The sequence below is a fragment of the Bradyrhizobium sp. CIR18 genome (assembly GCF_014198295.1).
Taxonomy (GTDB): Bacteria; Pseudomonadota; Alphaproteobacteria; order Rhizobiales; family Xanthobacteraceae; genus Bradyrhizobium.
In genome coordinates this window covers 381,377-403,739 of record NZ_JACIHF010000005.1, presented here as the reverse complement: position 1 = coordinate 403,739, position 22,363 = coordinate 381,377, and the positions used below count along the sequence as shown (strand labels likewise).

General features: G+C 57.1%; 17 protein-coding genes and 1 pseudogene. 6 read left to right on the top strand and 12 right to left on the bottom strand.

Annotation, left to right across the window (positions count from 1 at the left end; translation table 11 throughout):
- Positions 1–1,613 precede the first annotated feature (1,613 nt).
- A complete protein-coding gene (locus GGD65_RS19900) occupies positions 1,614–3,926 on the bottom strand; it encodes a DPP IV N-terminal domain-containing protein (protein ID WP_312017721.1) in 2,313 nt (770 codons plus the stop codon).
- 1,007 nt (positions 3,927–4,933) lie between these two features.
- Positions 4,934–5,140, bottom strand: coding sequence for a HipA N-terminal domain-containing protein (locus GGD65_RS41135; RefSeq protein WP_179733336.1), 207 nt, complete (start codon positions 5,138–5,140; stop codon positions 4,934–4,936).
- Positions 5,141–6,341: 1,201 nt separating this feature from the next.
- On the opposite strand from GGD65_RS41135, the gene GGD65_RS19890 reads away from it, so the two are divergent.
- Positions 6,342–6,596: a hypothetical protein gene (locus GGD65_RS19890; RefSeq protein ID WP_210317125.1), complete on the top strand. Its 255-nt coding sequence runs from the start codon at positions 6,342–6,344 to the stop codon at positions 6,594–6,596.
- A gap of 87 nt (positions 6,597–6,683) precedes the next feature.
- Here GGD65_RS19890 and GGD65_RS19885 read toward each other — a convergent pair whose 3' ends face one another.
- On the bottom strand, positions 6,684–7,025 hold the full coding sequence (locus GGD65_RS19885; protein ID WP_183236341.1) for a hypothetical protein: 342 nt from the start codon (positions 7,023–7,025) through the stop codon (positions 6,684–6,686).
- Between the two features lie 96 nt (positions 7,026–7,121).
- Here GGD65_RS19885 and GGD65_RS19880 point away from each other — a divergent pair, with 96 nt between their 5' ends.
- From GGD65_RS19880 to GGD65_RS19860, 5 genes are all read left to right on the top strand, one after another.
- On the top strand, positions 7,122–8,240 hold the full coding sequence (locus tag GGD65_RS19880; RefSeq protein WP_183236340.1) for a hypothetical protein: 1,119 nt from the start codon (positions 7,122–7,124) through the stop codon (positions 8,238–8,240).
- Between the two features lie 716 nt (positions 8,241–8,956).
- Positions 8,957–9,376 carry an SET domain-containing protein gene (locus tag GGD65_RS19875; RefSeq protein ID WP_183236339.1) on the top strand — a complete coding sequence of 140 codons (420 nt, stop codon included), beginning with the start codon at positions 8,957–8,959 and terminating at the stop codon, positions 9,374–9,376.
- A gap of 712 nt (positions 9,377–10,088) precedes the next feature.
- Positions 10,089–10,238: a hypothetical protein gene (locus GGD65_RS40230; protein WP_246783351.1), complete on the top strand. Its 150-nt coding sequence runs from the start codon at positions 10,089–10,091 to the stop codon at positions 10,236–10,238.
- Between the two features lie 1,549 nt (positions 10,239–11,787).
- Positions 11,788–12,339, top strand: coding sequence for a MarR family transcriptional regulator (locus tag GGD65_RS19865; RefSeq protein WP_179733326.1), 552 nt, complete (start codon positions 11,788–11,790; stop codon positions 12,337–12,339).
- A gap of 687 nt (positions 12,340–13,026) precedes the next feature.
- Positions 13,027–13,518: a hypothetical protein gene (locus GGD65_RS19860; protein WP_183236338.1), complete on the top strand. Its 492-nt coding sequence runs from the start codon at positions 13,027–13,029 to the stop codon at positions 13,516–13,518.
- 331 nt (positions 13,519–13,849) lie between these two features.
- Here GGD65_RS19860 and GGD65_RS19855 read toward each other — a convergent pair whose 3' ends face one another.
- The 9 genes and pseudogenes from GGD65_RS19855 to amoB form a co-directional block, all read right to left on the bottom strand.
- The gene (locus GGD65_RS19855) at positions 13,850–15,154 is read right to left on the bottom strand and encodes a type II toxin-antitoxin system HipA family toxin (RefSeq protein ID WP_210317123.1); all 1,305 of its coding nucleotides are present in this window, start codon (positions 15,152–15,154) and stop codon (positions 13,850–13,852) included.
- Positions 15,154–15,438 (bottom strand): helix-turn-helix domain-containing protein, encoded by a 285-nt coding sequence (locus tag GGD65_RS19850; RefSeq protein ID WP_179733322.1) that lies wholly within the window; start codon positions 15,436–15,438, stop codon positions 15,154–15,156. The genes GGD65_RS19855 and GGD65_RS19850 overlap by 1 nt, the downstream gene beginning before the upstream one ends.
- Positions 15,439–15,571: 133 nt before the next feature.
- Positions 15,572–15,802, bottom strand: a complete 231-nt coding sequence (locus GGD65_RS19845) for a hypothetical protein (protein ID WP_183236337.1) — start codon at positions 15,800–15,802, stop codon at positions 15,572–15,574.
- A gap of 116 nt (positions 15,803–15,918) precedes the next feature.
- Complete coding sequence (gene tnpB / locus GGD65_RS19840) at positions 15,919–16,281, bottom strand: IS66 family insertion sequence element accessory protein TnpB (protein ID WP_283813687.1); 363 nt, start codon at positions 16,279–16,281, stop codon at positions 15,919–15,921.
- A 118-nt stretch (positions 16,282–16,399) separates the two neighbouring features.
- Positions 16,400–17,022, bottom strand: a pseudogene (locus GGD65_RS19835) (transposase); the annotation flags it as partial.
- 148 nt (positions 17,023–17,170) lie between these two features.
- Entirely contained in the window at positions 17,171–17,683 is a 513-nt protein-coding gene (locus GGD65_RS19830; protein WP_179733320.1) for a copper chaperone PCu(A)C, read from the bottom strand.
- Positions 17,684–18,137: 454 nt separating this feature from the next.
- Complete coding sequence (locus GGD65_RS19825) at positions 18,138–20,072, bottom strand: CopD family protein (RefSeq protein ID WP_183236335.1); 1,935 nt, start codon at positions 20,070–20,072, stop codon at positions 18,138–18,140.
- Positions 20,072–21,010, bottom strand: coding sequence for a copper resistance protein CopC (locus GGD65_RS19820; protein WP_183236334.1), 939 nt, complete (start codon positions 21,008–21,010; stop codon positions 20,072–20,074). The genes GGD65_RS19825 and GGD65_RS19820 overlap by 1 nt, the downstream gene beginning before the upstream one ends.
- Before the next feature lie 80 nt (positions 21,011–21,090).
- Positions 21,091–22,338: a bacterial ammonia monooxygenase, subunit AmoB gene (amoB, locus tag GGD65_RS19815; RefSeq protein ID WP_183236333.1), complete on the bottom strand. Its 1,248-nt coding sequence runs from the start codon at positions 22,336–22,338 to the stop codon at positions 21,091–21,093.
- Between the last annotated feature and the right edge of the window lie 25 nt (positions 22,339–22,363).

The window sequence follows — 22,363 nt, the reverse complement described above, 5'->3', positions numbered from 1 at the left end:
GCGTCGTGGACCTGGGCGACGGCACGTTTCGGCTTTGTCAGTATCCTCACAGTTGTGCTCTCTCCTACAGTCCTTACGCGCCCGTGTTGGTGTAAAGGGCGAATGATGTCACTGCTTGTCATCCAGCCTCTCTCGTTTCCGGATCTTTCAGCAAATTGCATGCCGGCCGCGAAAACGACTCTCAAACTGTTCTTTGCAGGAGGCTCGGTACCTGCCCAGAAGCATGCACTTCGCTTCTTGAAGCTCGCCAGTTGCCAAATTAGCGAGCGGAAATTCACACGCATCTCGGTCCGGCCAACGGCACTACTAGCCACCTCTCCGGCCGGACTGCTCGCAACCGCCCCCCCTTTCGATAAGCGCTAGCAATACTTGGGCTGCGCCTCATCACTGCTGATGTGGCGGATAGTAGGGGGCATGGGGCCTCGGCAATCAAGAAGAGCTAGCAGTATCGGCAGACGCGGTGCCGAATAATGCACCGACAGCTGCGGCATTTTGGTACTTTGTGCTGAACATCGCCAGCATTCGGGAGTGCGCTGAGAGGCACGCCACCCTCGAGGCGTTTGCGCGGCAATGCGAGAGTGCATGCGCGGGGGGGGGGGGACGAGAGTCGTCAAGCGACATCCGGATTTAAGGCGGGATTGCGCCAAGATGTCACCGGACAACCTTCCTGTCGTGTCTGGGCGGAGCTGCCGAACCAGTTCGATGGCGGCTGTGCAGTAAAAATCAACACGCACGCAAAGCGCGAGATCACATCAGCGCAGGCGGAACGAGCGAGCGGGCATCTCGAGAAGGAACGGATTTTGGACGAGTGCGGCGTTACGGGACGGCGTCGTCAGCACGCGATCTGAGCACTGTCGGGATTCGATGCCACGGCGACGGCGCCGGAGCTGCCGAGCTTCCATTCGCGTTGCACTAATTGTGCTATGTAACGCCTCTGACCGGCTCTGCAGTAAGCGGCTTGTCGCGATGATCCCGTTCCGGATCTCGATCTGCTGTTCAATTCACACCTCCTCTCGCATTAAGGCTTCCTTCTTGATGTGTCGAGCGATCAACGTCTGCCTCTCGCCATATTAAGCGAGTCAGGATCAACTGCTTTGAATTTCGCTGATGGATTCCGAACAACGCCCTAGATTCCTCGCTCTCGCGGTCGCCAAGCGCGATTACGACGCGCCGCGTCGCCTCGGATCGATCCCAGTCAATGCAGTGGGCGTGCCGCGGCACGTCAACGAAGGAACGGACCTTCGGGATGCATACTCTCGGATCACATTAAGTGGAAAGAACGCGACGCTCCGCGGCGCCAAGTCCTCCACCGCCGCACACCGCAATCCGAGAAGCGCGAATGCGTCATCTGCTGTTAGGTTCCCAGCCATGGGATCCTGTTGAAGTGCAACGCCCTCAAGATGCTTAGCTATGAGTTCGTGCGTTGTACTTGGTACATCCCCCACTCATGTTCCGTTACATTCAACAGGTAAAACACTCCGCTTTCTGCTGTTGAGCTGCTGCGCGGCGTCTTCCGATCTGCCCGCGAACTGAAGGCGCCCATGACCCACCGTCATCCGCGCTTTCACACGAACGCTGAATCGGCCAAGTCGTCCGGCCGTAGAACGCGGACATCACTTGTGAGATTCGATCGAGCTAATTAGTTTTTGCCCATCACGTCCTCGCATCCAGCACCGGCTCAGCGGCTCGATCGAATCCGCGTTCCAGTTAGGCGGTGTCTGCCAAAAAATGTTGCGAACGAAGAAGTCCACGAGCTTTAGTTCGCAGTAATTGCCTGGCACTCCGTGGTTGGCGTTCGGCACCACAAGCATGTCGAAGAATTTTCCTGCGTCGATGAGACGGTCGGCAAGCTGGAAGGTGGATGACGGATCGACGTTTTCATCCAGTTCGCCGACAATCAGCAACAGCTTACCTTGTAATCGGTGCGCGTTGTCGACGGAGGAGGATTGTGAATATTCGATGCCCACCGGCCAGCCCATCCACTGCTCATTCCACCAGATCTTGTCCATCCGGTTGTCATAGCAACCGCAATTAGCGACCCCAACCTTGTAGAACTCAGAATGGAAGAGAAGTGCGCTCACCGCATTCTGACCACCGGCGGACGCACCGAAAATGCCAAGGTTTGAAATATCGTACCACGGATAGTTTGCGCTCGCCGCCTTGTGCCACAGGATTCGGTCCGGAAGCCCACCGTCCTTCAGATTTTTCCAGGCGACGTCGTGGAACGCTCGCGAGCGGTTGTTCGTCCCCATTCCATCGATCTGTACAACGACGAATCCAAGTTGTGCGAGCGGCTCGGCCGAGGCTGAGAATGACTTCGGAACGAAAGAACCGTGAGGGCCAGCATATATTCTCTCAACGACCGGATATCGCTTGGTTTGATCGAAATTAATGGGAAGATGAATGACACCCCAAATATCAGCCTCGCCATCTCTCCCCTTCGCATGAAAGCTGAGCGGCGGCGTCCAGCCAGCGGCCACGAGCTCCGAAATGTCGGCGCTTTCGACCTGCATGAGCTCCGAATTGTCAGTGGTTCGATATAAGACCAAGCTCGGCGGAAGGTCGATTCGCGAACACACGTCTACATAGTAGCGGCCATCTGGCGAGAATTCGATGTGATGATTTGCCGCTCGAGGCGTGAGCGCGGTCAGGCCTGTTCCGTCAAAGTCGATTCGGTAGCCATGGATGAAGTAAGGATCTTCGCTTGCGTTCATTCCGCTCGCGCCAAACCAGATCTGGCGCGTCACCGGATCGACAAAATAGACCGTGCGGACCACCCACTTGCCTTTGGTGATCTGATTTTTAAGCTCGCCGGTTCGGCCATCGAAAAGGTAGAGGTGTTCGTGTCCGTCGCGCTCGGACGCCCAGATGATCTCCTTCCCGTCTGCGACGTTATACTGAAAGATTTTGCCAGTACACTCCTGGTCCATGTTCAGCGGCTGATAGTCGACGAAGGTCTTGCTGCACTCATCGATCAGCGAGCGGACTTCTCCGGTGGCTGCTACCACTTCTAGAAGGCGATAGAGCTGATGACCTCGCTGATTATACTCAAAAGTGAAACCTCGACTGTCCTCCCACCACTCGATCGGCGAAAGCTCGTAAGGATTTCGGAATAGATTGTTGTCGAGTTGGATCTCGCGTCGGCTGCCGATCTCAAAGAGCACCGGATGTGATACTGTCAAAACGTCCCCAGGTTTAGGATACGTCATGGTCCGGCGCCTCGGATGAAGCTGGTCGGTCGGCGACGATTCGACGAAATGAATCTTACGCTCGTATCCGGGGCGGAACCGGTATCCCGCAAGATAGCGCGAGTTCGGAGACCAACTCAGTGTGGACAACCAGTAGTAGTTGCTCTCGGAGCCGTCCCAGGTCAAGGGCATGTCCTGCGAGCCATCCTTGCTGCAGAGGAATAGATTGTGCCTATTGATATAGGCCAGCCATTTACCATCAGGAGATGAGGCTTTTTCCTTCGGATCATTTTCTACCGGAGGGCTGCCATAGGGGTTCTCCTCATGGACTTTGGAGGAAGGGTTCTGGGCTAGACAAGTGTAGCTCACAAGATCGCAGCTCCACCTGGTGCTATCGATCTGGAAGCTGATCTCGCGACCATCGCTAGCCAGGTCAAAACGACGGAATGGCAGATTGTCACCGTCGCAATGCCGCTGCGTTGCTCGGGTCAGGGCGGCAGCCAATTTATCATGATCAAAGGCCAGCTGTTTTGCGCGCGTGACAGCGTTCACGAGGATGAATTGGCGCCGGCCCCTTACCATTCGGCAATAAGCAAAGGCCTCACCATCTGACATCCAGAACGGCACGCCCGCGACATTGACCGAGAGCTGAGCATAGTAGCCGTTGATCGAGAGCGCTCGTTCGTAATCCGCTACCTGCAGGATCTCGTGTCCCAGTGTGTCTTTCCGGCGGTTCACGGCTTCCTCCTCCTCTGAGCTAACGGAGCGATCGTTAAGATGGCGCCGTATACGAAAGGAGCAATAAGGCTCGCTGATAGGGTGCGGCTAAGTCGTGGGCCGAAAGATTACCAGTGCCCTTTCGGTTCAATCCCCGCTGAGCTCCGTTCCAAGTCCTCTCTGCAGAAATGATGCCATCGAAGCTGCAAGCGTTATTGCGTTGTTATCTGATCCCCGTGTCGGCTAGAGCACAAGAAGAGTAACGCGAACACGAATGTGTAAAATCAAACACAGAATCGACTTCGGTAGTAGCGGCAAGTCGAGCGAACAAGGTTAGGCAGCGGTCATCTCCCGAAGCCGTGGCTCTCGAGAAATATGAACCTGCTTCGGACGCGAGTGCGAGAGCATACAAGCACACGCGACCTTGCACAGTTGCGCCACAGCACGCGGTTTCAAGTGGCAGGTAGGTTGCCAGAACCTCCGAGCCGGCGCGGATGTCGGCTGCGGTCTCGTGGACAATTGTAAGGACATGCAACGTGTGTTTGATGCAATCTTGGCTGAATTGCTTCAATCCTGTCGTGGGCGCTACTCTTGCCGCGGGTTACGCTTAGTGAGCAGCGATTTCCACCAGAGTTCTATGGACCGGCCCAGGAACATATCTCCTTGAGAAACTGAACCCGAGCGCTTTTGCCCGTAAGCTCGCTAACGAGGCGACGATTGGTTAGTTTATTCAACGTCCTCGGCCTTCCCTACCGAACATTCGGCGACAGGCAGCTTGACCGCAGCAGCTAGGCGAAGACAGGAGGCTTGAGGATGTGGGTTGTCGGCATACCGCCCAGCGCCAGCCCTATTGCACCATCCGGATATTGGACCACGGGCAACTTGTGCTGAGCGCCGGTCAACGACATGTGGATGCCCTCTTCTCCAACGAGGAACGGCCTCCGGGAGCCTTTGAACGGTTTCTGCAAGCTCGGCTTCGGTCAGCTTCCGATACTCGGAGCGCTTCGGGCTCTCGTCCACAGGACAGGTTATCTCGAGTGCCCCCGGAAGTTCTTCGCCCATCTCAGCAGAGCGAAAACGTCCGTTTCGGCGATGCGAAGGATCGCACCGATCGTCTGGAGCGTGCGGACCTCCGGAAGCAGATTGAGTAACCAAGTATAGACCACGTGCGGGTCGTGCAGGCGACGAGCGAGCGGCATGCGTGTGGAAACCGGAATACCATTGGGGTCCGACATCCACACTATCGTCCTAGACAAATTCGATATTTTGGACGGACACGTCAGCGGATGCGACTGATCAGCTTTTCCTCGTACCGAACGTCGAGACTGTCGCCGGCTACGGCCGGAGCATTTTCCTGGATTCTCACCGAGATGGAGCCATTATCGGGTCGAAGATGCCGCTGCCGTCATCCGCCGGTTGGTAGGCGACGGGGGCTGGCGCCATATTGGGTTGGAGCGATATTCCAAGCGCCTTGAGTAGCCTGAGGACCAAGCCGATTTGGCTGGTTTCCTTTCCGCTCTCGATTTCGACTATGAAAACGCACGCTTACGTCGGTGGCCAATGCAAGGGCCTGCTGCGGTAACACAATGCGTTCCGGGGTTCTGAGAGCGGTGGTATCCGGAATGCTGGCGATGCTGACTTTCCCGAGCGGGAATAGAGAGTGAATCGCTCCCAAAACCTCGTTTTACCGATCGGTAGAACTGGGGCTTTCCTAGTATTCCAATTAGCGGGATTTACCGATCGGGAAAAACCCTGCCAGAGGCTAAATTTTACGGCCCCGGGAATTCCGCTTTGCTGGAACGGCCAGCGTCCAGCCGCTGAAGGCCACTCCACGAACTGTAGTGGATTTCTGTGAGCTGCTGATGCTGCTTCGGCGTGACAAACATCGTGCGGGGTGATCACATCCCGTGTCAGTCACCGGCTTTTCGACTTCGTCCGCCGCCACTTCTTTCGAATCGTTCGTCTGGCCTGCGGCTACATGGCATCCTCGCAGGGCAGTTCAAGCCGGCGAGCGATTCGATGAGCGCGGAAGCCTTCTAGATCCCCTCGCGCGAACTGGCACACCGCTGAGTGCCGTCTAGCCGCGCGCGACATCGCGCGCGACCACAAGCTGATCTAGCAGAAATACGACGGATACTGCCTTCAAACGCCGCGAAACGTCTTGGTTGCAATGTTAACATCCCTCGCCGATCGGGTCGGGGGAACAAGCATGGCTAAGGCATTTCGCAGTACCGTCATGGCACTCACTTTTGTCGTCGTCGCCGGCAGTAACATAATTTGGAGTTTGCTGGATGACTACGTCGCGTGCGGCCTAGCGCTAGCCGCTTCAGCCACCGCCGGCTTTTGCGTCGAGCGCGCCTTCATCAAACGGTCCCATCGCGAAATGATCCGTCAACACGGCACAGACTGGCAGGTTGGTAGCGAGCGGTAGAGAACTTGGACGGCGAAGGCGGAGAAATGACAGTGGATCGGAATATCCTCGAGAGCGGCACGAAGCGGCAGGCGCCCAAGGTGGAGGTGCTCGATTGCCAAACCCCATCGCGACCGTTGCGAGCCCATGCATCGGCGATCGAGGCATTGCGCGCCTGGTACGCCATGCAGTCAACCGTCAATACTGTCGCGCTCTACGACGCCGCAGCAGCGCTATTCGGCTCGGACTTCCACCGGGCCGAATACCATGAGGTCGAGTGAACATATCTGATCTCGACGCGCTTGCAGTTGGACAAGCGCGATGCCGAAGTCCAGATTATCTTACGTCGACAGAACGGGCGAAAGCCTCTAATTCGATTCCTTCCGGAAAATCTTTTCAGCGCCAAGATGCTTGAGCGTGAATTCAATCCTTGTGGCGTCAGATGCCTTCTGGCTAAGGCCCCGACCGGTAATCACCACCACGCGCTTGAAAATTTGTTCGGTGAGATCCCAATGCTGGCCTGCGGTGCGGCCCCCAACATAGGCTGGCGCGAACAGCGCCGGTACCCAGCGCCCAGGCATCATCGAAGACGCGGTCAGTGCCGAGGATGTCGATCGAGGCCGGCACGGAGGCACCCGCGCCAACCCAACTGAGCCTGCCTTGCTCCCGTCGCGCTTCTCGAGCGAAGTGTGGCGATCGGGCAAGCTCATTTGGCTCACCGAATTTCTCTGAGTGCGTCAGCTTGTCGACAGCTGGTCCTGATTGAGTGAGGACCAGAGAGCGACACAGTCGAACCAGAGGGGGACATGGACCCATTTAACAGCATCAACCCGTTCAACCCGGAGTTCTCTGCTTACAACGCCGCGGTGCCGCAAGCGCAACAGCAGCAAGCGGAGTTTGAGCCGTACTTGGATGAAGTGCCGCAGCTTGGTACCTCTGCCGTCGCAGAGCATCCGGTTTCTCCTGATCCCTACTATCCACATCTGTCTGAAGAAGGCCTCAGGCTCGCCGAGGCCTTGGGACTTGAGCACCAGAGGGCCGAGGGGTCTCATCCCCAACACGCAGTCACCGGACACGAGGACGCCGCTGCCCTGATGGGTGGGGACTACACCGGCCAGTTGAGGCCTGCGAAGAGGCAGAGGACACTAAGCCAGACGGCAGGCGATGCCATCGAGCGCCAGCCCAGCGAGCCTAGCAATTCAGCCGCGCGCGCGCTGACTGAAGACGCCGGCACACCGTTTCGGGCCAGCGGTCCGGTGATCCTTCCTGCGGAAGGCTACGATCAGGATCTGCTGTGGGCGATGCTGGGAAACGCCGGTTCATCGTCATCTCTCGAGCCAACCGTCCCTCATGACCACGCCGTGGATTCAGGAGCGGCCGTTCGTTCCGTCAACTCGCGGCAGGACGACCAGCGCACGTCAGCTGCGCATGAGGGTAGCAGCGTCCCGCCGAGCCAGGACAGCGCACCCGCACCTTTCATAGTTCATAACGACCGCTTCACGGCGCTGTTCGTGCCCGCGGCGGCGATGAGGGGCAGCTCTCCACTCAATCTGTCAGGCGCAACCATTCATTTCGGATCTCGACCGGAAAGCGTTTCGCAGCCGAGCGCACAGCCGGCGAATCGGCCCTCACCAGCACTGCTGGCACAGATGATGGAGCAAGCCGCTCCGGTGTCCACCAGAGCTGAGACGACGCCGCCCGCGACCCGCGAGATTTACGCTGCATCATTCGCCGTTCCTGAGGGCTTTTCGCACGGCACACAACCTGCCCCAATCACGATGATCTCGAAGCTCGGCCACTGGGGCCTCTTGCCGGACGCAGCGCAGCCGATGAAGCAATACGACATTCGCGGCGAGCGTTACACGGCCCTCTTGGGGTCGGGAGGACCCAATGACGTTCGGCTCATCCACCATCCACAGATATAGACACCAGGGACAGTCGCTACGTGAGGGGCCGGTCCAGATAGCTGAGGTAGCGGACTTGTTGATGGACGATAGCTTCCTTCAGCGACTCTTGCGAGCTTAGTGGGGTTCAGGGCGGTGCGGATAAGCGCTGCCGGCCCCAACGAACTTGCGGGCGCCATGGCTTAGCGGTTCCTTATTGAGCCGAACAGCCATGGCGCCTTTTTGTTTGTAAAAAGCTTGATCACGTGGCGGGCTGGTTGCGGCGAAGGGATATGCAGAAAAATCGGAGGTGACTGCCGACCCCTCACGGGCCCGCTCGTCGCTATAGTGTCTGCCCATGTCTCCACTTTCTTTCCGGCAAGGCACATGAACGAATGGGCATTGACGCATCCGGCCCCTGCTCTTTAAGGCCTTAATGAAGGCCTGGTCGGCGGCTTGCAGGGCCACGAGAAAGTCCAGCGTGCCGCCGCGATGAGAGTCCATAGGTCACGATCACCCGCCTTCTTGATGGGCGCGGATCTTTGCCCCGGAATCCCACCGACCTGCAGCCCCTTTTCAGCAACACCAGGATGGCGTGCCGCGGAAGGCGATCCTGAGCATGCAGCCGAAACGAATGCCAAGAAACTCCAAATTGTGATGAAGGCGCGGACACACGCCCCCTACCAATTCGTGCAGGAGATTTCGCAGCACACGTCAGTTAGCTTGGTGGCTGTTAGTGTCTTTGGGAGATTTCTTCGATGTTGATTATTGAAACTATTTTGAAGCCAGACAAGTTCGGCGGTATTGGACTTTTCTCCGCGACTCGTTTGCCTAAAGGCGCGTTAGTTTGGATTCACAACCCGATCGTTGACATTGCGGTGACGCGCGAACAATACGAAACTCTAGCTCCAACATTTCAAGCTCTACTTGATAAGCATGCCTATCCGAGAGACCACAAGATTAATGACGGTGTCGTAGAGTATAATGCTGACAACGCTCGCTTCATGAATCACAGCAGTCATCCAAACACGTATCAAGACGATCATTGCAGAATTTTCACAGCCCGTGACGTACACCCCGGTGAAGAACTGACTTGCGATTACTTGTCTTTCGATCCAGGGTGTGACTTGGCGTGGAATAGGGAGCTACTGCCGAACGTTGGTGCCGCAGCCGCCTAGGCGGCAATAGATTGGAGACGCAGTCTGGCGACTTCGATTTCGTCGGCGAATTAACACCCTGGAGAGTTTCGGCAACGGAAGGCGCCAGCTTTCCAGGCTGCCTGGTCGAGCTTGAGTTGTGGCGAACGCAGCCTTGTTCGGCAGACTTCGCTTGTCACGCGGTGCGCGGTGGCACCGTCGGGAACGTGCTTCCGATGACGTTGGTAACCTCCGACGTGGAGTTCACGAGATCTGTAGAACCTACCCTGGTCAAGATCTCCGCGGCTGCTCGCGATCTCAGCTTTTTCACTAGGTAGGATCGTAATCACGCTCGATCAACTCACAATCGCTGCAGAGTTGGCCCGGTAGCTGATCCCGATATCATTTTAGCATGCGCTGATAGTGCTGCTCCATATCAGAGACGAAAGATGTGCGGCTCACTAACGCACTTGATCGCAACTGCTTGCGGCTCGATATTTGGTCCTCGAATTGTTCTCGCAAGCAGAAGAGACCCTTTCAATCCAGACGCGAGCTTGGCTACAGAGACCTTAAAGATCTGCGACTATCGAGTGCTCGAATTCTTCAGCCAAGGCCCATTCGGGCTTGCCCTTGGGGCTTATCAAACGCAATCTTTATGCGATCAAGAGTTCTCCTTTTGGGGCCTACCACGATGGTGCTCGTCACAACGGGTAGAGCCATCACGAACCGCGAGTGACAGGCACTGCCACCGGCGGTGTGGAACGGGTCCCGAGGCTACATTGGCGGGCACGTCGGCGCCGGGGTACGGCCGACCTCCTTCAGCAATTTCTTCGGCCCGTCGATCTACGGCGACGTCGTCGATATTCCATCGTTCGTCGCAGGTGGCCAGATCGGCTACGATTAGCAGAACAACAGCTAGCTGCTCGGCCTCGAACTGGATGCCAGCACAGCTGTCGCCAACGGCTCAAACACCTGCCTGGCCGCCTCCCACTTAATTGCAAGCGCAAACTGCAACGCAGGTGCAACCCCTTTGCGACCCGGACCGGTCGCATCGGTCACGCCTTTGGCGCGCTCGGGCAAACGCTTGCCTATCTCAAGGCATGCATAGCCTGGCAAAAAAATCGGGGCGACGTCGTCAACAACTTCGAAGGTGGCGACCTAGCAGGGGAGAACAGGCATTTCAACTTTGACCGAGTTGGTGGCGTCATCGAACAAGCTCTTACGCCTGCATGATCGGCGAACGTCGAGTATGACTATCTGCATTTTGGAGGCGCCGAGTGTCGCGACAGCTTCGACATTGCAGCTATCTCGGTTTGAAATTCTGCCGGCGAGCATAACTAGCCTGTCCAACATATCACATCGGACAAATTCGCCTGAACTACCATCTTGGTGCGGACCCAAGGGCCCCATCAAATTCCTATGCGCCGCGGAGGTCAGCAACGACCTCATCTTTCCACGCAGTGTGGCGGAAGGGGGCCATCCACCCCAACACGAGAGCCCGGTGCGGCGGAAGCCGTACGCGCGAAAGCAAGCGAACCCAAACGCGAGCTGCTGCGTGCCGTTGCGCCAGAGAAGGAGATTGGGCCGCCCCCTGACACAACCTATGAGGCACGCAGCCAGATGAAGGGCTCTCGACCGGCAGCATCACAACCGCCGCAGTCGGAGCCATTTGCGACAGAGGACCGTTCGAAAACGCCGTCCGCCGCCCTCTTTGAAAACATCCAGGAGCTGGCCAGCCGGTTTAAAGAAGCCCGCTTGCCTAAGCAGTTGCTGAACTCGTCTCGCCACCTGGGACCTTAGATCGTGCACTCGCTCTCGCAGTTCTTTTCTGCGTCTGAGACGTGCAGGCTCCGCTTCGTAGAGCGCTGGGCGTTCCGGGCCGGTCAGTCACGATCCTTAACGGCCCAACATTCTAATCGAACAGTCAGGAATATCAGGCTTCTCGCAATATCCGACGAACCTTTCGAGTTCGCGTCGGACATCGACAACGTCCGTGCACCAGCCTTGTTCTCCGGCTCCTACTTTCGAAGCCTGGAGCCGGCTCCGACAGGTTGATCCTGCGGCGTACGCGTTGTTCTAGTGATTCAGACTCTCGACAACCTAAAAATTCTCGCCGTCCAAGCGCGCGGCGGAGCCGTGTCGCTTTTGGAGTGGACTCGCGACTTTCAGGGCTTACACGCCGTAACTGCGTCAAAAGCAGTTCATGACGCCGGAATTCTGCATGTAAAACTTAGTTTTTGAGTAATTTCACCGGGGCGAGTGTGTGAAGGTGCTTTGCACCTCGGCAGTTTCGCCGCCGGGCCACATGCAAAGAAGATTGCCACGGAACGGAGTTTGGTGGGGATTATTTGTTGACCCGAGATTCCACGTTTCGAGGTAAGCGCATATGTAATCCCCGCCAACTGAGCTCTGCTCGCCCGCAATGGTTTGAGGATGGAGCTCCCTGAAATCTGATGCCGTCCAAGCTGCCAGGATCGAAAAGACGGCTCGGGAAGAGCCTTGCCGCAAGTCAGGATGTGCTCAGGCGATTCACGTGGGAGATCAGAGCCATTAATGTGTGTTTGGACGACCTTCGCTATTTCCAGGCGCATGCGCTGGGCATTGCTGCACCACAAATGATGATCTTGATGGCATTGATCGACTTGGAACAGGGCGACGGTGTTCCGGTCAACGTGGTTGCAAAGTTGATGAAGGTTGAGTCGGCCTTCATTACGAAGCATTCGAAACAGCTTGAGGATAAGCGATTTGTGCGCCGCGAGCGCTGCGCGAACGACGCGCGAATCGTCCACCTGTCGCTAACAGACAGCGCTCGCAGAGGACTTGCGAGCATCGCGGCTCAGCAGGAAGAACTCGATGAGTTTGTTTCTGGTTATCTCGATATTGCGGACTTTGCAAAGCTGGCTAGTTGCCTTAGCGGAGTCAGGAAACGACTGGAAAAGGCGCGCCTGCACGCCGCGTTAAAGATGCAAGAACCTTCAAGAGAACAGCAGCTGCGGGATGCCTAGCGGGTCAACAACTTGAGACCACGAGCCTACTCGCCGCGACGCTTACAGCGAGCGCACCCAAATCCTGGATCGGAGCTTGGATTTACTCTGCTGCTCTGCAACAGCTCGAGCCGGAGCCGAATGATGAAATTCCTCCAAGCTATGACGTGCGCATGCTGAAGGAGCTATATGCGCCCTCAGAGGCTCCAACGCAGCGATTTGCCTCGACTCTAGCAATCGTTTCTGCATCTTGCTCCGTGGGCGGATGATAAGCGATAACTCTGCTGCATTTGGCCACTGCTTTGCTTGGAGGCGCGGTGTTCTACGAGCGCCCCCCCAGAGCGCTATCGGCTGTTTTCAACAGCTCGTCGCGTCGTTCTCGGTCGCGCAGCTTGCACTAATCGCAAGTATGATTTCGCGTCGAATGTGAGGACAACTGACCGAGATGCCTTCATTTTGGAGGTGGCAGCACCGTACACCGTTGCTTGATACTTCTCTTCTGTTAAGAACGCATTGTTTTGCAGTCGACCGCGACGTGCGATCAGATTGGGGCAGTACCATCGTCGATGTCTTACAGCAGAGAGAAGCAGGGATTCCTAGACAACTGGACCTCTGCGGACAGTCGGACGTATTGAGAGCCATGGCACTACGTTAACAAGCGCGCCTGATCGGGCGCATCCTGTTCTTGCGTTTTCATAGCAATTTCACATGACCCCTATTGAAGCAATCAAACGTTGGTACGTGTCCCTGGACGACGAACTTCAAACAGACATCGCATATATGTTCGTATCTTTCACGCTGGGGGACTGCCAGTTTTCGCCTGCTGCAGCCGTTCGAAGACTGCTGCAATGGTTCGACCTGCGCAGCGCGGGTTCGGAATATGAGAACGCGTTAGCGGCGGTCGTGTTTCGCGCCTCGTTCGAATACATGTTTGCCGACCGCTTCACGAGCGCCGGCTGGACCTTTCCCGAACAATTGTTCAAAGACGTGATCCGCGAGGCTGCTGAAGAGAAAGAGGCAAGCAAGATCGCAACGACGGCATTTCAATTGCTGCGGAACATTCCCGACCGAAAAACAAAATGGAGAGAGGCTGGTGAGAATTGGAATGCCTTGGTCAACTCGGTACTGAACGACGATGCGCTGAAGCAATGGACCCACGAGCAATTTCTGGCGACCGACTTCGGGCCGACGCAAGACTGAAAATACCGGAAATATTGGAAGAGTGCCAATTCAGAATGAAATTTCGTGAGACCAGCCAGCGCGACGATTAGAAGGGCAACTTTCAAAGAGAGTAGAAAAGCCACCCGAGGGCGTCCCAAAAGAGCACCGCCGCGATTAGCGAAATTCAGCGATCTAACGAATGGCCGATCTCCCTTAGGGATATTTGGCGATGTAGCATCACAACAAGCAGGATAGCGGCGATTGCAACGGCTCAGGCGCCGCATTCTGCTCGGAATTGGCGCCTGAGGCAGCCGTGCGGCGAGCGCGCCGATATCGGAATGAATGAGCTCGTGGTTGCGCTCGACTCCCTTCAACTGATGGATGATCCGTATCCTAGATCCCCTTTCAGAACGTGTTCGCAATACTTGGCTCGCGTACCCAAAGCCGTTGCGAATCGCTCGATGACAGCGTTCTCCAATCCCTCCTTTTGCGCGCGCGCGCGAATGTCCGCCACCAGGTCGGGGATCTGCCCGGACATGGAGATCAGGGTAGCGATGAGCACGTCCGCGTTAACACGCGTCTCGCGCGCAAATTTTTGCCACTGGCGCAAGCCAATTTGATCGAGCTTGTATTCACCCCCGACTTTCATGGCGAGTTTGATCTTGCGCTGATCGACATGGTCGTAAGGAAGAATGCTGGCGATGTCGTAAAGGGGGGCGAGACGCACGAGAGGACCGCTGGCCAGAAGCAATGAATAGTTCTTGGCGTGAGCATCAGAGCCTCCAATGAGCCAGTTGAAGACCAAAGCGCTGACGAACGTCTCAAGGTCAGCCTCGCGGTCTGCCGAGTAGGTACGCAAGAGCTCGACAATATCGGAAGGCGTTGGTCCGCCCTCGTTCTGGTATTTCTTGGTCGGCAGGATGCCCATGGCCTGGCAGATATCTTCCTGATGAACGCGGATGATATCGTTCCCGCTGACCTGCCGATCGTAGCGTTCAACCACGATGGCGATTTCCTGTTCGAAGCGCATCACCTTGGTTTCAGCGGCTGGCAGTCCGAGCTCGCGTGCGAGCTGCAGGCAGATATGCTCATTCTCGGCGTGACCATCGAAATGGCCCGTCGGTGGTTTCAAAATGTGGGTGGTCGGTATGCGCCCGGACGGAATGCCCCATTTGTTGTCTTTGAGGACAAGCGCGGTTTTCGGCTGGGCGCCCGCAAGACTGAATTGACCCGTGTCGCGGGGCAGACGCCAGGCAGCGTGATCTTCGCGCAAGACTCCAAGCCGGTTTGCTATTTCCGGCTTATCCAGCCATTCGATCTTGTCGTCTTTGCCTGTGTTCAGAGCCTCCAATCGATCAGGCGTGACGAACTGGACGGCCCCGGCGCAATCCTCGCCGACGTTAGAGATGAGGGCAAACACGTTGCGCGCCGATACCTGAAATTTCTTGGCCCAGCGCTCGAGCACCTGCTCGTTGTCAGGAAGCAGCCCCCACAAGAAGGCCTGAACGGTGGCTGGACCGTGCTCCTCGGCGGCAAGCGGCATCGATAGCGAAAGGGGGTAGGCCCCGTCCGCGTTGCGCCATGCATTGTCGTAGACGAAGGTCAGCCGGCCGCGTGCGTCACTGCGGACGCGACCGGCTTCGGTGCCATCCAAGAGTGCAATAAGCTCGGCCATTATGTCTTGCCTTTCTTGGCTTTGGTGACGATGGCGTTGATATCAACTGCGGAGGTAGACCCGCGGCTGGTGGGCGCTCCACTGTTGGCATCCACCGGGATGCCGAGAACGTCGAGAGCACGAAGGACAAGGGCCAGCTCTGCGCGGGGATGACCGTGCTCGACCTCGATCAGCCATTGACGGCTAACGCCAATCTGCTTGGCCAGCTTCGATTGGTCGAGCTTGAGGCGTTTGCGTCTGTCGCGAATGACGGCGCCGACGTCGGCAGGTGTACGGATAAGCATGGCAATCCAAATGTCAGCGTTCGCTTACAACTAGCATATGTCGCCGTTCAGTGACAATCGAAATGTCGCCGTTCGTTAACATCCCGCAATGTCATCGATCGCCGACATCACCGATCCGGAAGTATTAACCTCTTCAATGACATAAAGAGGATGCCCGTTTCGGCTGGGGCAGGTTCCTAGCCTGTTCAGTGTCTCCTTGCTCGGATGTGACACCGAATGGCGGCTCCTCGCCGGTCATGAGCCGCGCACGCTCATGTGCGTTCGGATCAATCGGCATGACCATTTCCTTCTGGCCGCTCGATACCCCTGCGGAGCTTCTTCGCCGCTTTTGCGGGTCTGAGAAGATGATGACGTTGCGAGCCATGCTGCCCCTCCCTGCTCGATGCGTGGCTGCAACCCATGCTTCGGTGATTCACCTCTACCGGCCAAGTAGAGCCCACAACCCTGGCCCGTGGATAACGCGCACAACTCCTCCGATATTCAAAGTTGGCCCATACTCGCGATGCCGGTTCTCAGGGAGAACAAGGCGCGCCGCGGCTCAGCCCGCGGCGGAATTTTTGGCCTGAAACCGATACAGGAAGTCCGCCGCCCGCTGGCCTTGAAGATCGCGCGTTTGTCGTTCTTCAGCACTTTGATCCAAGAGGGGATATAGGAGGCGTGATCGTTGGCCAAACGAACTTGCAACCTTCGAGGGCGTTTGTGCACCAACACCAAGCCCGTTCGATCCCAGACCAAAATCTTGATCCGATCCGCTCGTTTTAATCGGAACACGAAGGCTGCGCCGCTGAACGGGTCGAGACGAAGCATCTCCCGCACCTTCGCCGCAAGCCCATCGGGCCACAGCGGAAGTCGATTGGCCGCGTTGCAACGTAACTCTTCAGATCAGCACCAGCCGCAATCATCGTGATGCTCGCAGCACGCGGATCACCCGGGACAGCTGCTCGGCATCAATGGCCGTATCCGTCCAGCGCGCCGCCGGATCAGAGGGCGACACGAACTTCGGAGTGACCTCTGTCGCAGCACCGAACGCGGCATCGTCAAGAACGGTAGGGTACTCATCGATTGCTCGACCCGCGGCCTCCGGTAGAAGCCCCTTTTTGCCTTCGATACCCTTCTGCCGATTAGCATCCGCTTTGATCAGGCTCGCGTCGACCGCGAACCTTCGCCACCGACCAGCCGCGCCCGGATGCAGTGGCGCAAGACGGTCTCGAACACGCGACGAAAGAGATCGCTCTGACGGAAGCGGCCGTGCCTGTTCTTCTAGAACGTCGAGTGATCGGGGACAGCCCGCTCCAGACCCAGCCGGCAAAACCAGCGGCACGCCAAATTGAGGTGGACTTCATCGCAGAGGCGTCGCTCCGATCGTATGCCGAAGCAATAGCCCACCAGGAGCATCCTGATCATTAGCTCGGGATCGATCGAAGGCCGTCCGATGTTGCTGTAGAACGGCGCCAACTCCCGGCGCAGGTCCTCAAGCTCTACGAACCTATCGATCGAGCGGAGTAGGTGGTCGGCCGGGGTGTGTCTTTCGAGCGAGAACTCATAGAACAACGCAGCCTGTTCGACTTGCCAATGCCCCATCATGACCTTCAGTCCTGCCAATTAGAGCATGGCTACTTGATCGTGAATGTTTCCATCTCTGGGGCGTTCCCAAATGCCCATCGCCCTCATGGTTCGATCTCCCACAACCTGCCTCAGACGGCGTCCATGCTTCGCCCTTCTCCTGGCACTTTTAGTGGTGAGTGTGATGATGGATTGGCGTATCATCCTCTTCAGCCAAGCCTGCCGGCTCGATCGTGAATTCGATTTCTATGGTGCCCGCCTTTTCGAATTCCAACGTTCCTTTGACCATCTCTCCTTCCTTTAGTGCGCCGTGAAGTCCTTCAAACAGAATCCGCGCGCCACCGGGTTGAAGACGAACGAAACCACCAGGTTCTATTTGAAAGCCATGCTCATGGGTGGCGAACTTAGCTGGCCGTGCGCCTGCATCGGCTTCCTGCAAGATCCCCTTCTCGCCCGAAAGCGACGCCCCGAGCAACCGATCTGGCCCTGTGCCCCTGTTCTGAATTTCGATCACATAAGCCGTCGTCGCGGTACTGGTCGTATCCTTTGCAGCCACCCAGGGATGCTGGATCAGTAGTGTTCCGACCTCCAACTCATGGCTGAAGGCGGTACTGTTGAAAAAAGCCAGGACGGCAACACCGGCAATCGGCGACAGCAATGCCCTCGCACTCGCCTTCAACATCGTGGGTTTCCAAGGCATCATGGCCTCCTCTGTAATCCGCGTTTTAGCGCTTACCACTTTATGTTCGCGGGAAAGGTGGTCAGCGAAGGTTTCCCGCAATTGCCGCTTTTGGAGGTGGGGTCAACTGGTCTGGCTCAAGATCATTCCGCTGAATGCCGGCAGCGCTAGCCACGATCACTCGGGGGCTGATGCGGGACGGCGAGATGAGATGCTCTTCTGCTCACCGATCCCCCACCAGCGTGCCCCAAAAGAGCTACCGCCTGCTTGTCGACGCAGAATCTGCTCGCTACCATGATCATGGCTCGTCCCGGCCTGCGATCTTGCTGGCACTAGACCCGTCGCCGCGACAAATGATCGATTGAAACTTGCGGGGGGATTGCGCTCGGCGAGAGCATTGATCGCGAGTGCGATCAACGGGAGCCAGACAGCAGTGAGGGCAAGCGCGGCCCGGACGCTAATGGTCATGAACGCCTCTCTTGTTGATCTCCGGTTCAGCTTGGAGCTGCGTAATTGCGTCGACCAGTTGCGAATGCGATGCTAATTTCTCCGTCTCGTCCGAACGCCAGCGTGCGCGCACGAATCCGAATCTGTCGATAAGAAACTCGATTATCGCTGGAGGTGAATCGTTGTCATCGAAGCCCGGGTTCGCCATTGTGCGCCGATAGAGATTCCACGCAGCGGCAATGCGATGGTCTATGTCGAACACGATGCAGGGATTTCCTGCCTCACTTGGAGATGGGAACTCCTCGGAGGGAGACGGCATCACCGCGACGATCATTCCGCCTGCTTGCTCGATGGCGTGCGCGTGTTGCGTCAACTGATCTAGGCGCTGCGTTTGGATGTCATCTCGGAAGATCAACACAAGTTTTGAGCGCCCATCGCTCCTATCTTTCAACTTCTCTCTCGGGTCAAGGCCGCGGCACGTCGGAATGTCGATCGCGTGAAGCCACGGCTGCCCCGCCGATATTTCGGGACCAAGAACTCTTGCTTCATAGCCAAGCGATAGAGCCATCACGTACTCGACCACTCGCCACCTGTCCAACTCCGACAGACTTTCGGCAAAGCCCGGCATCGCCGAGGATGGGAAGCCATAGCTCACCCACCAGTACATGTCTCCCATCGTATGGTCTCTCGTGTGCGGAGCAGTGAGATCGGCGGGCGGCGGCTTCAACTCTTTTGCCAACGGGCCGTCTCCTCTACCCCTCAAGCCGTGGCAAGCTGCGCAATTAGCAGCAAATATGTCTTGCCCCTGGACAATCGCTTGCGCGTCATACGGCACTGGAACCTTTGAGTAGGTCGAAGGATACGCGGGGACTGACAACCCGGGCAGTGCGACAGCCCCTGCGACGCCAAGTCCAGCAACAGCCGCGAGCGTCGCCCACCGCCATCTTCCCATACGGCCGAGCTCAAATGCGGCAATACTCCCAACTAACAGAGCAATGCAGCCGCCAATGGCCAGAACGTTACTTCCCGGTACGGTCCCCCAAGCGACGGCTGGATCCAGACGGAACGAAAGCGGCCAGACTATCTCGACGTGCCTCGATGGAATGGCCTGAGACAGGCAGCCCGCAAGTAGCGTGACCAGAAATGCGAAGGCTAGCTCGATCTTCAAGACCATCGCGAGTGGCTGAGTTGCCCCTTCGGTCTTTAGCAACGGCAATAGCCTCTGTCTGATAAACGCCGCGCAGATCAGGACCGTGCCGATGCAGGCGAACTTGCCCGTTAGGAGCCAGCCATATTCGGTCGCCACCAAACCCGGCCAAGTCCCCACGTTTTCGATCGCTAGAGCTACTCCGGTTGCGACCAGGAGCAACATGAGCGGCAGCGCGACCGTCGAAAAGCCGCTTAGGAGCCTAGATTTACTTTCGGGCCCCTCCGCTGCGTGGCGAGCCATCGCGACAACGAGGGTCGACAGTCCTCCGAACCAGAGCGCCGCCATAGCAACATGGATCATATTGATCGCGAGGTCTGCTATAGTGCCGCCAGCCGCCGAGTGGCTCGAGAACAATCCCACCAGCAGCGATAGTCCGCTGAAACTCGCGGCAAGACCTGGCTTGTGAAGAAGTCGCAAGCTCGCAACTCCGACTAGCACAAACCCAAGCGCCGCGACCTGAGCTCTCCCGAACCGCGTGTCCAAAATGATGAAGAGCACGTCGCTGGAGCTGACAGCTAAGACCGGCTTGCCTAGGACGGCGCCGATCCGAACCGTCAAATACAAGAGACCGAGGACGAGTCCTACGGACGCAGCGGTGGAAGCTATCGTCGTGAAGCGCGACCGAGTGCCGCTTTCAAGTCCCTCGCGCCACAGTGCCAAACCCCAGCAGAATCCGCCGAAAGCTGCCGTGGAGGCGAAAGCAGTCCCTCGCGCAAGTGAGAGGACCGCTTCCATCAAGGTTCTCGGTAGAGAAATCTAAACTTGCCTTCTGTGCGATGCCCATCAATCGAGACAACGCTCCAACTGACGGTATAGAGCCCAGCAGATAGATGAGGTAACGAAACATTCACGATTCGCCCGTTGCCGCTTAGCACGGGCTGCGAAAGCCCTGATACGGATTTATTATCGCGAGAAAGGGCGACATTGATGAGCCGCTGTTCGAGCGCTTCGGTGAAGTACAGGACCATCGGGTCGATCGGAACTGAAATTTCGCTGCCATCTTGCGGCATCGATCGAATGAGATGCGCATGAGCGAGTACCGCGCTTGGCGTTCCGATCAGCACGGTCATCAGGACGAGCACGAACCTTTTCATCGAAGCAACTCGCCTTTGCCTGTGGTTCGCCGAGGATAGCTCCCGCCCGATCGAGTATCGCCGCCGTGCCCACAGAAACGTTCCCAGGGCGCCTGACACTATGACCAGGCACCACGCCAGAAGACGTATCAAGCTCCAGCCTCGCCCCACATCGAATGGAAAGTTTGCCACGCTTTGCCCACGACCTTCGATCGCCACCATGCCGACGTATCTGCCGGCTTTCTCGAAATTGACCTCGATCTTTATCGTTCCTTTCGGATACTTCCTTGGTGGAATGTAGAGGATGCTGGATGATGTGTCTGTCATTTCCATCCTTTGTACGCCGTCATCTCTAGCCAGTTTCACGCTTACCGGGATGTCTCGAAGGGACTCGTCGACGAAATCGAGAACAATGATCGTTCGCCCGACCTCCGGTATGTCCTCACAAAATTCGGCTCTCGAGCTCTGCGGCTGATAGCCAGTAAAATGCATGAAGTAACTGTCCACTTTCAGCTTGCATTGGTCAGCCTCCATGGACACCGCTCCGTGCGCATGACCTTCGCGGACGGCGGCAAGAACAACGAAAGCGCCGAGCGCCATCACAAGGATGGCCGGGAACGCCCCTCTTCCGCTCGCGGTCGTCCGCCACTGACCTCGTCGCGACATTCGCGCACCCAAGTTTACTTGAGTTCCGTGAATACGGGCACGATTGGTCCGCCCATCTCCGCTATGACGCGTTTCCCATTCGGAGTGTAGAGGAGCAACAACCCGCCGAACTTGGAGTCGACGTCGGTGAGGAAGCTGACAAGGCGCTCCAATTCCCACACGGCGTCCGTTGCCTCGACGAGCACCTCTCTCGTCTCACCGGGATTTATCGGCATATCACTACTGAGCTCAAGCCCTGTGCGTGCGACGAGATCCCTTGGGTAGGTCGGATCTACATTGGCTACTGCCGCTGGGAGCCCCTGATTGAGGAAGCGGATGTTTGCGGTCGTAAGCTCGCCGATTGAAAGAGGTTCCGACCCTTTGTTCGTTATCCTGACCGCTAACCTCATCGAACGGCCCGGCACCTCATAGGTGGCCGATATGACCTTGACCTCTGCGTCAGCAGGGCTTGCCGGGCGCGGCGAGACCTTATTCAACCCGCTCTGGAGGGGCACATTATATGGATATTCCTGATTGGCTCGGACATAGCCGCCGAAGACCATGACGAGAACGATCGCCGCCACTATAATCCCGACCCCGGTGTCCCTCAACGAAACCAACAAATCCTCCCTGCCCTTCTGCAGAACAAGCCATCGAGGCAAAAACAGTGGACGAACCAACCAGAACAACAACCAAGCCGCAGCCACGGCCAGCCAAGCCACATGCCATCCGATGGCGTTAGTCAGCCCGAACGTCTGCAAGTCGTCGATCTGCAGTCCAGTCATAGTCTTGATCGGAAACGCGAACGAATGCGCATCACCCGAGATGTTTATCCACTGCCCCGGTCCCACCAGAGGGCCAGATCCCTTGATCGAGATCGAGGGATGGATGTGGCTGCTGCCCGGTGTACGCCCCTCAAGAACCATTCGAAAATCGTAGTCGCGGCCAAGTTCCAGCTTAGCGAAAGACTGCCTCGCTGGCTCACCGTTGAGGTATGTTTCCACCCTGGCAATTGTTGGTCCGGGCGATACGCTCGATACGAAAACAATATCCGGTGGAGTAACTGCGTCCGGCCAGTCCTCCATCAGCCTGAATTTTCCCGTTAGCTCGAACCGCTCGTTCACCTTCACGTCAGTTTTGGAAAAGTGGACATCGTAGAATTGTACCGTCCGGGTCCTCAAGTATGGCTCCTGAGCACGTTCGCCATGAGCGGCTGCGCTAGACACTCCGGCAGTGAAGGCAACAACCCAACCGGCAGCGAGTTTTATAAGTTTCGCCAACATACCCGTGTTCCCTGTGCTTATTCGC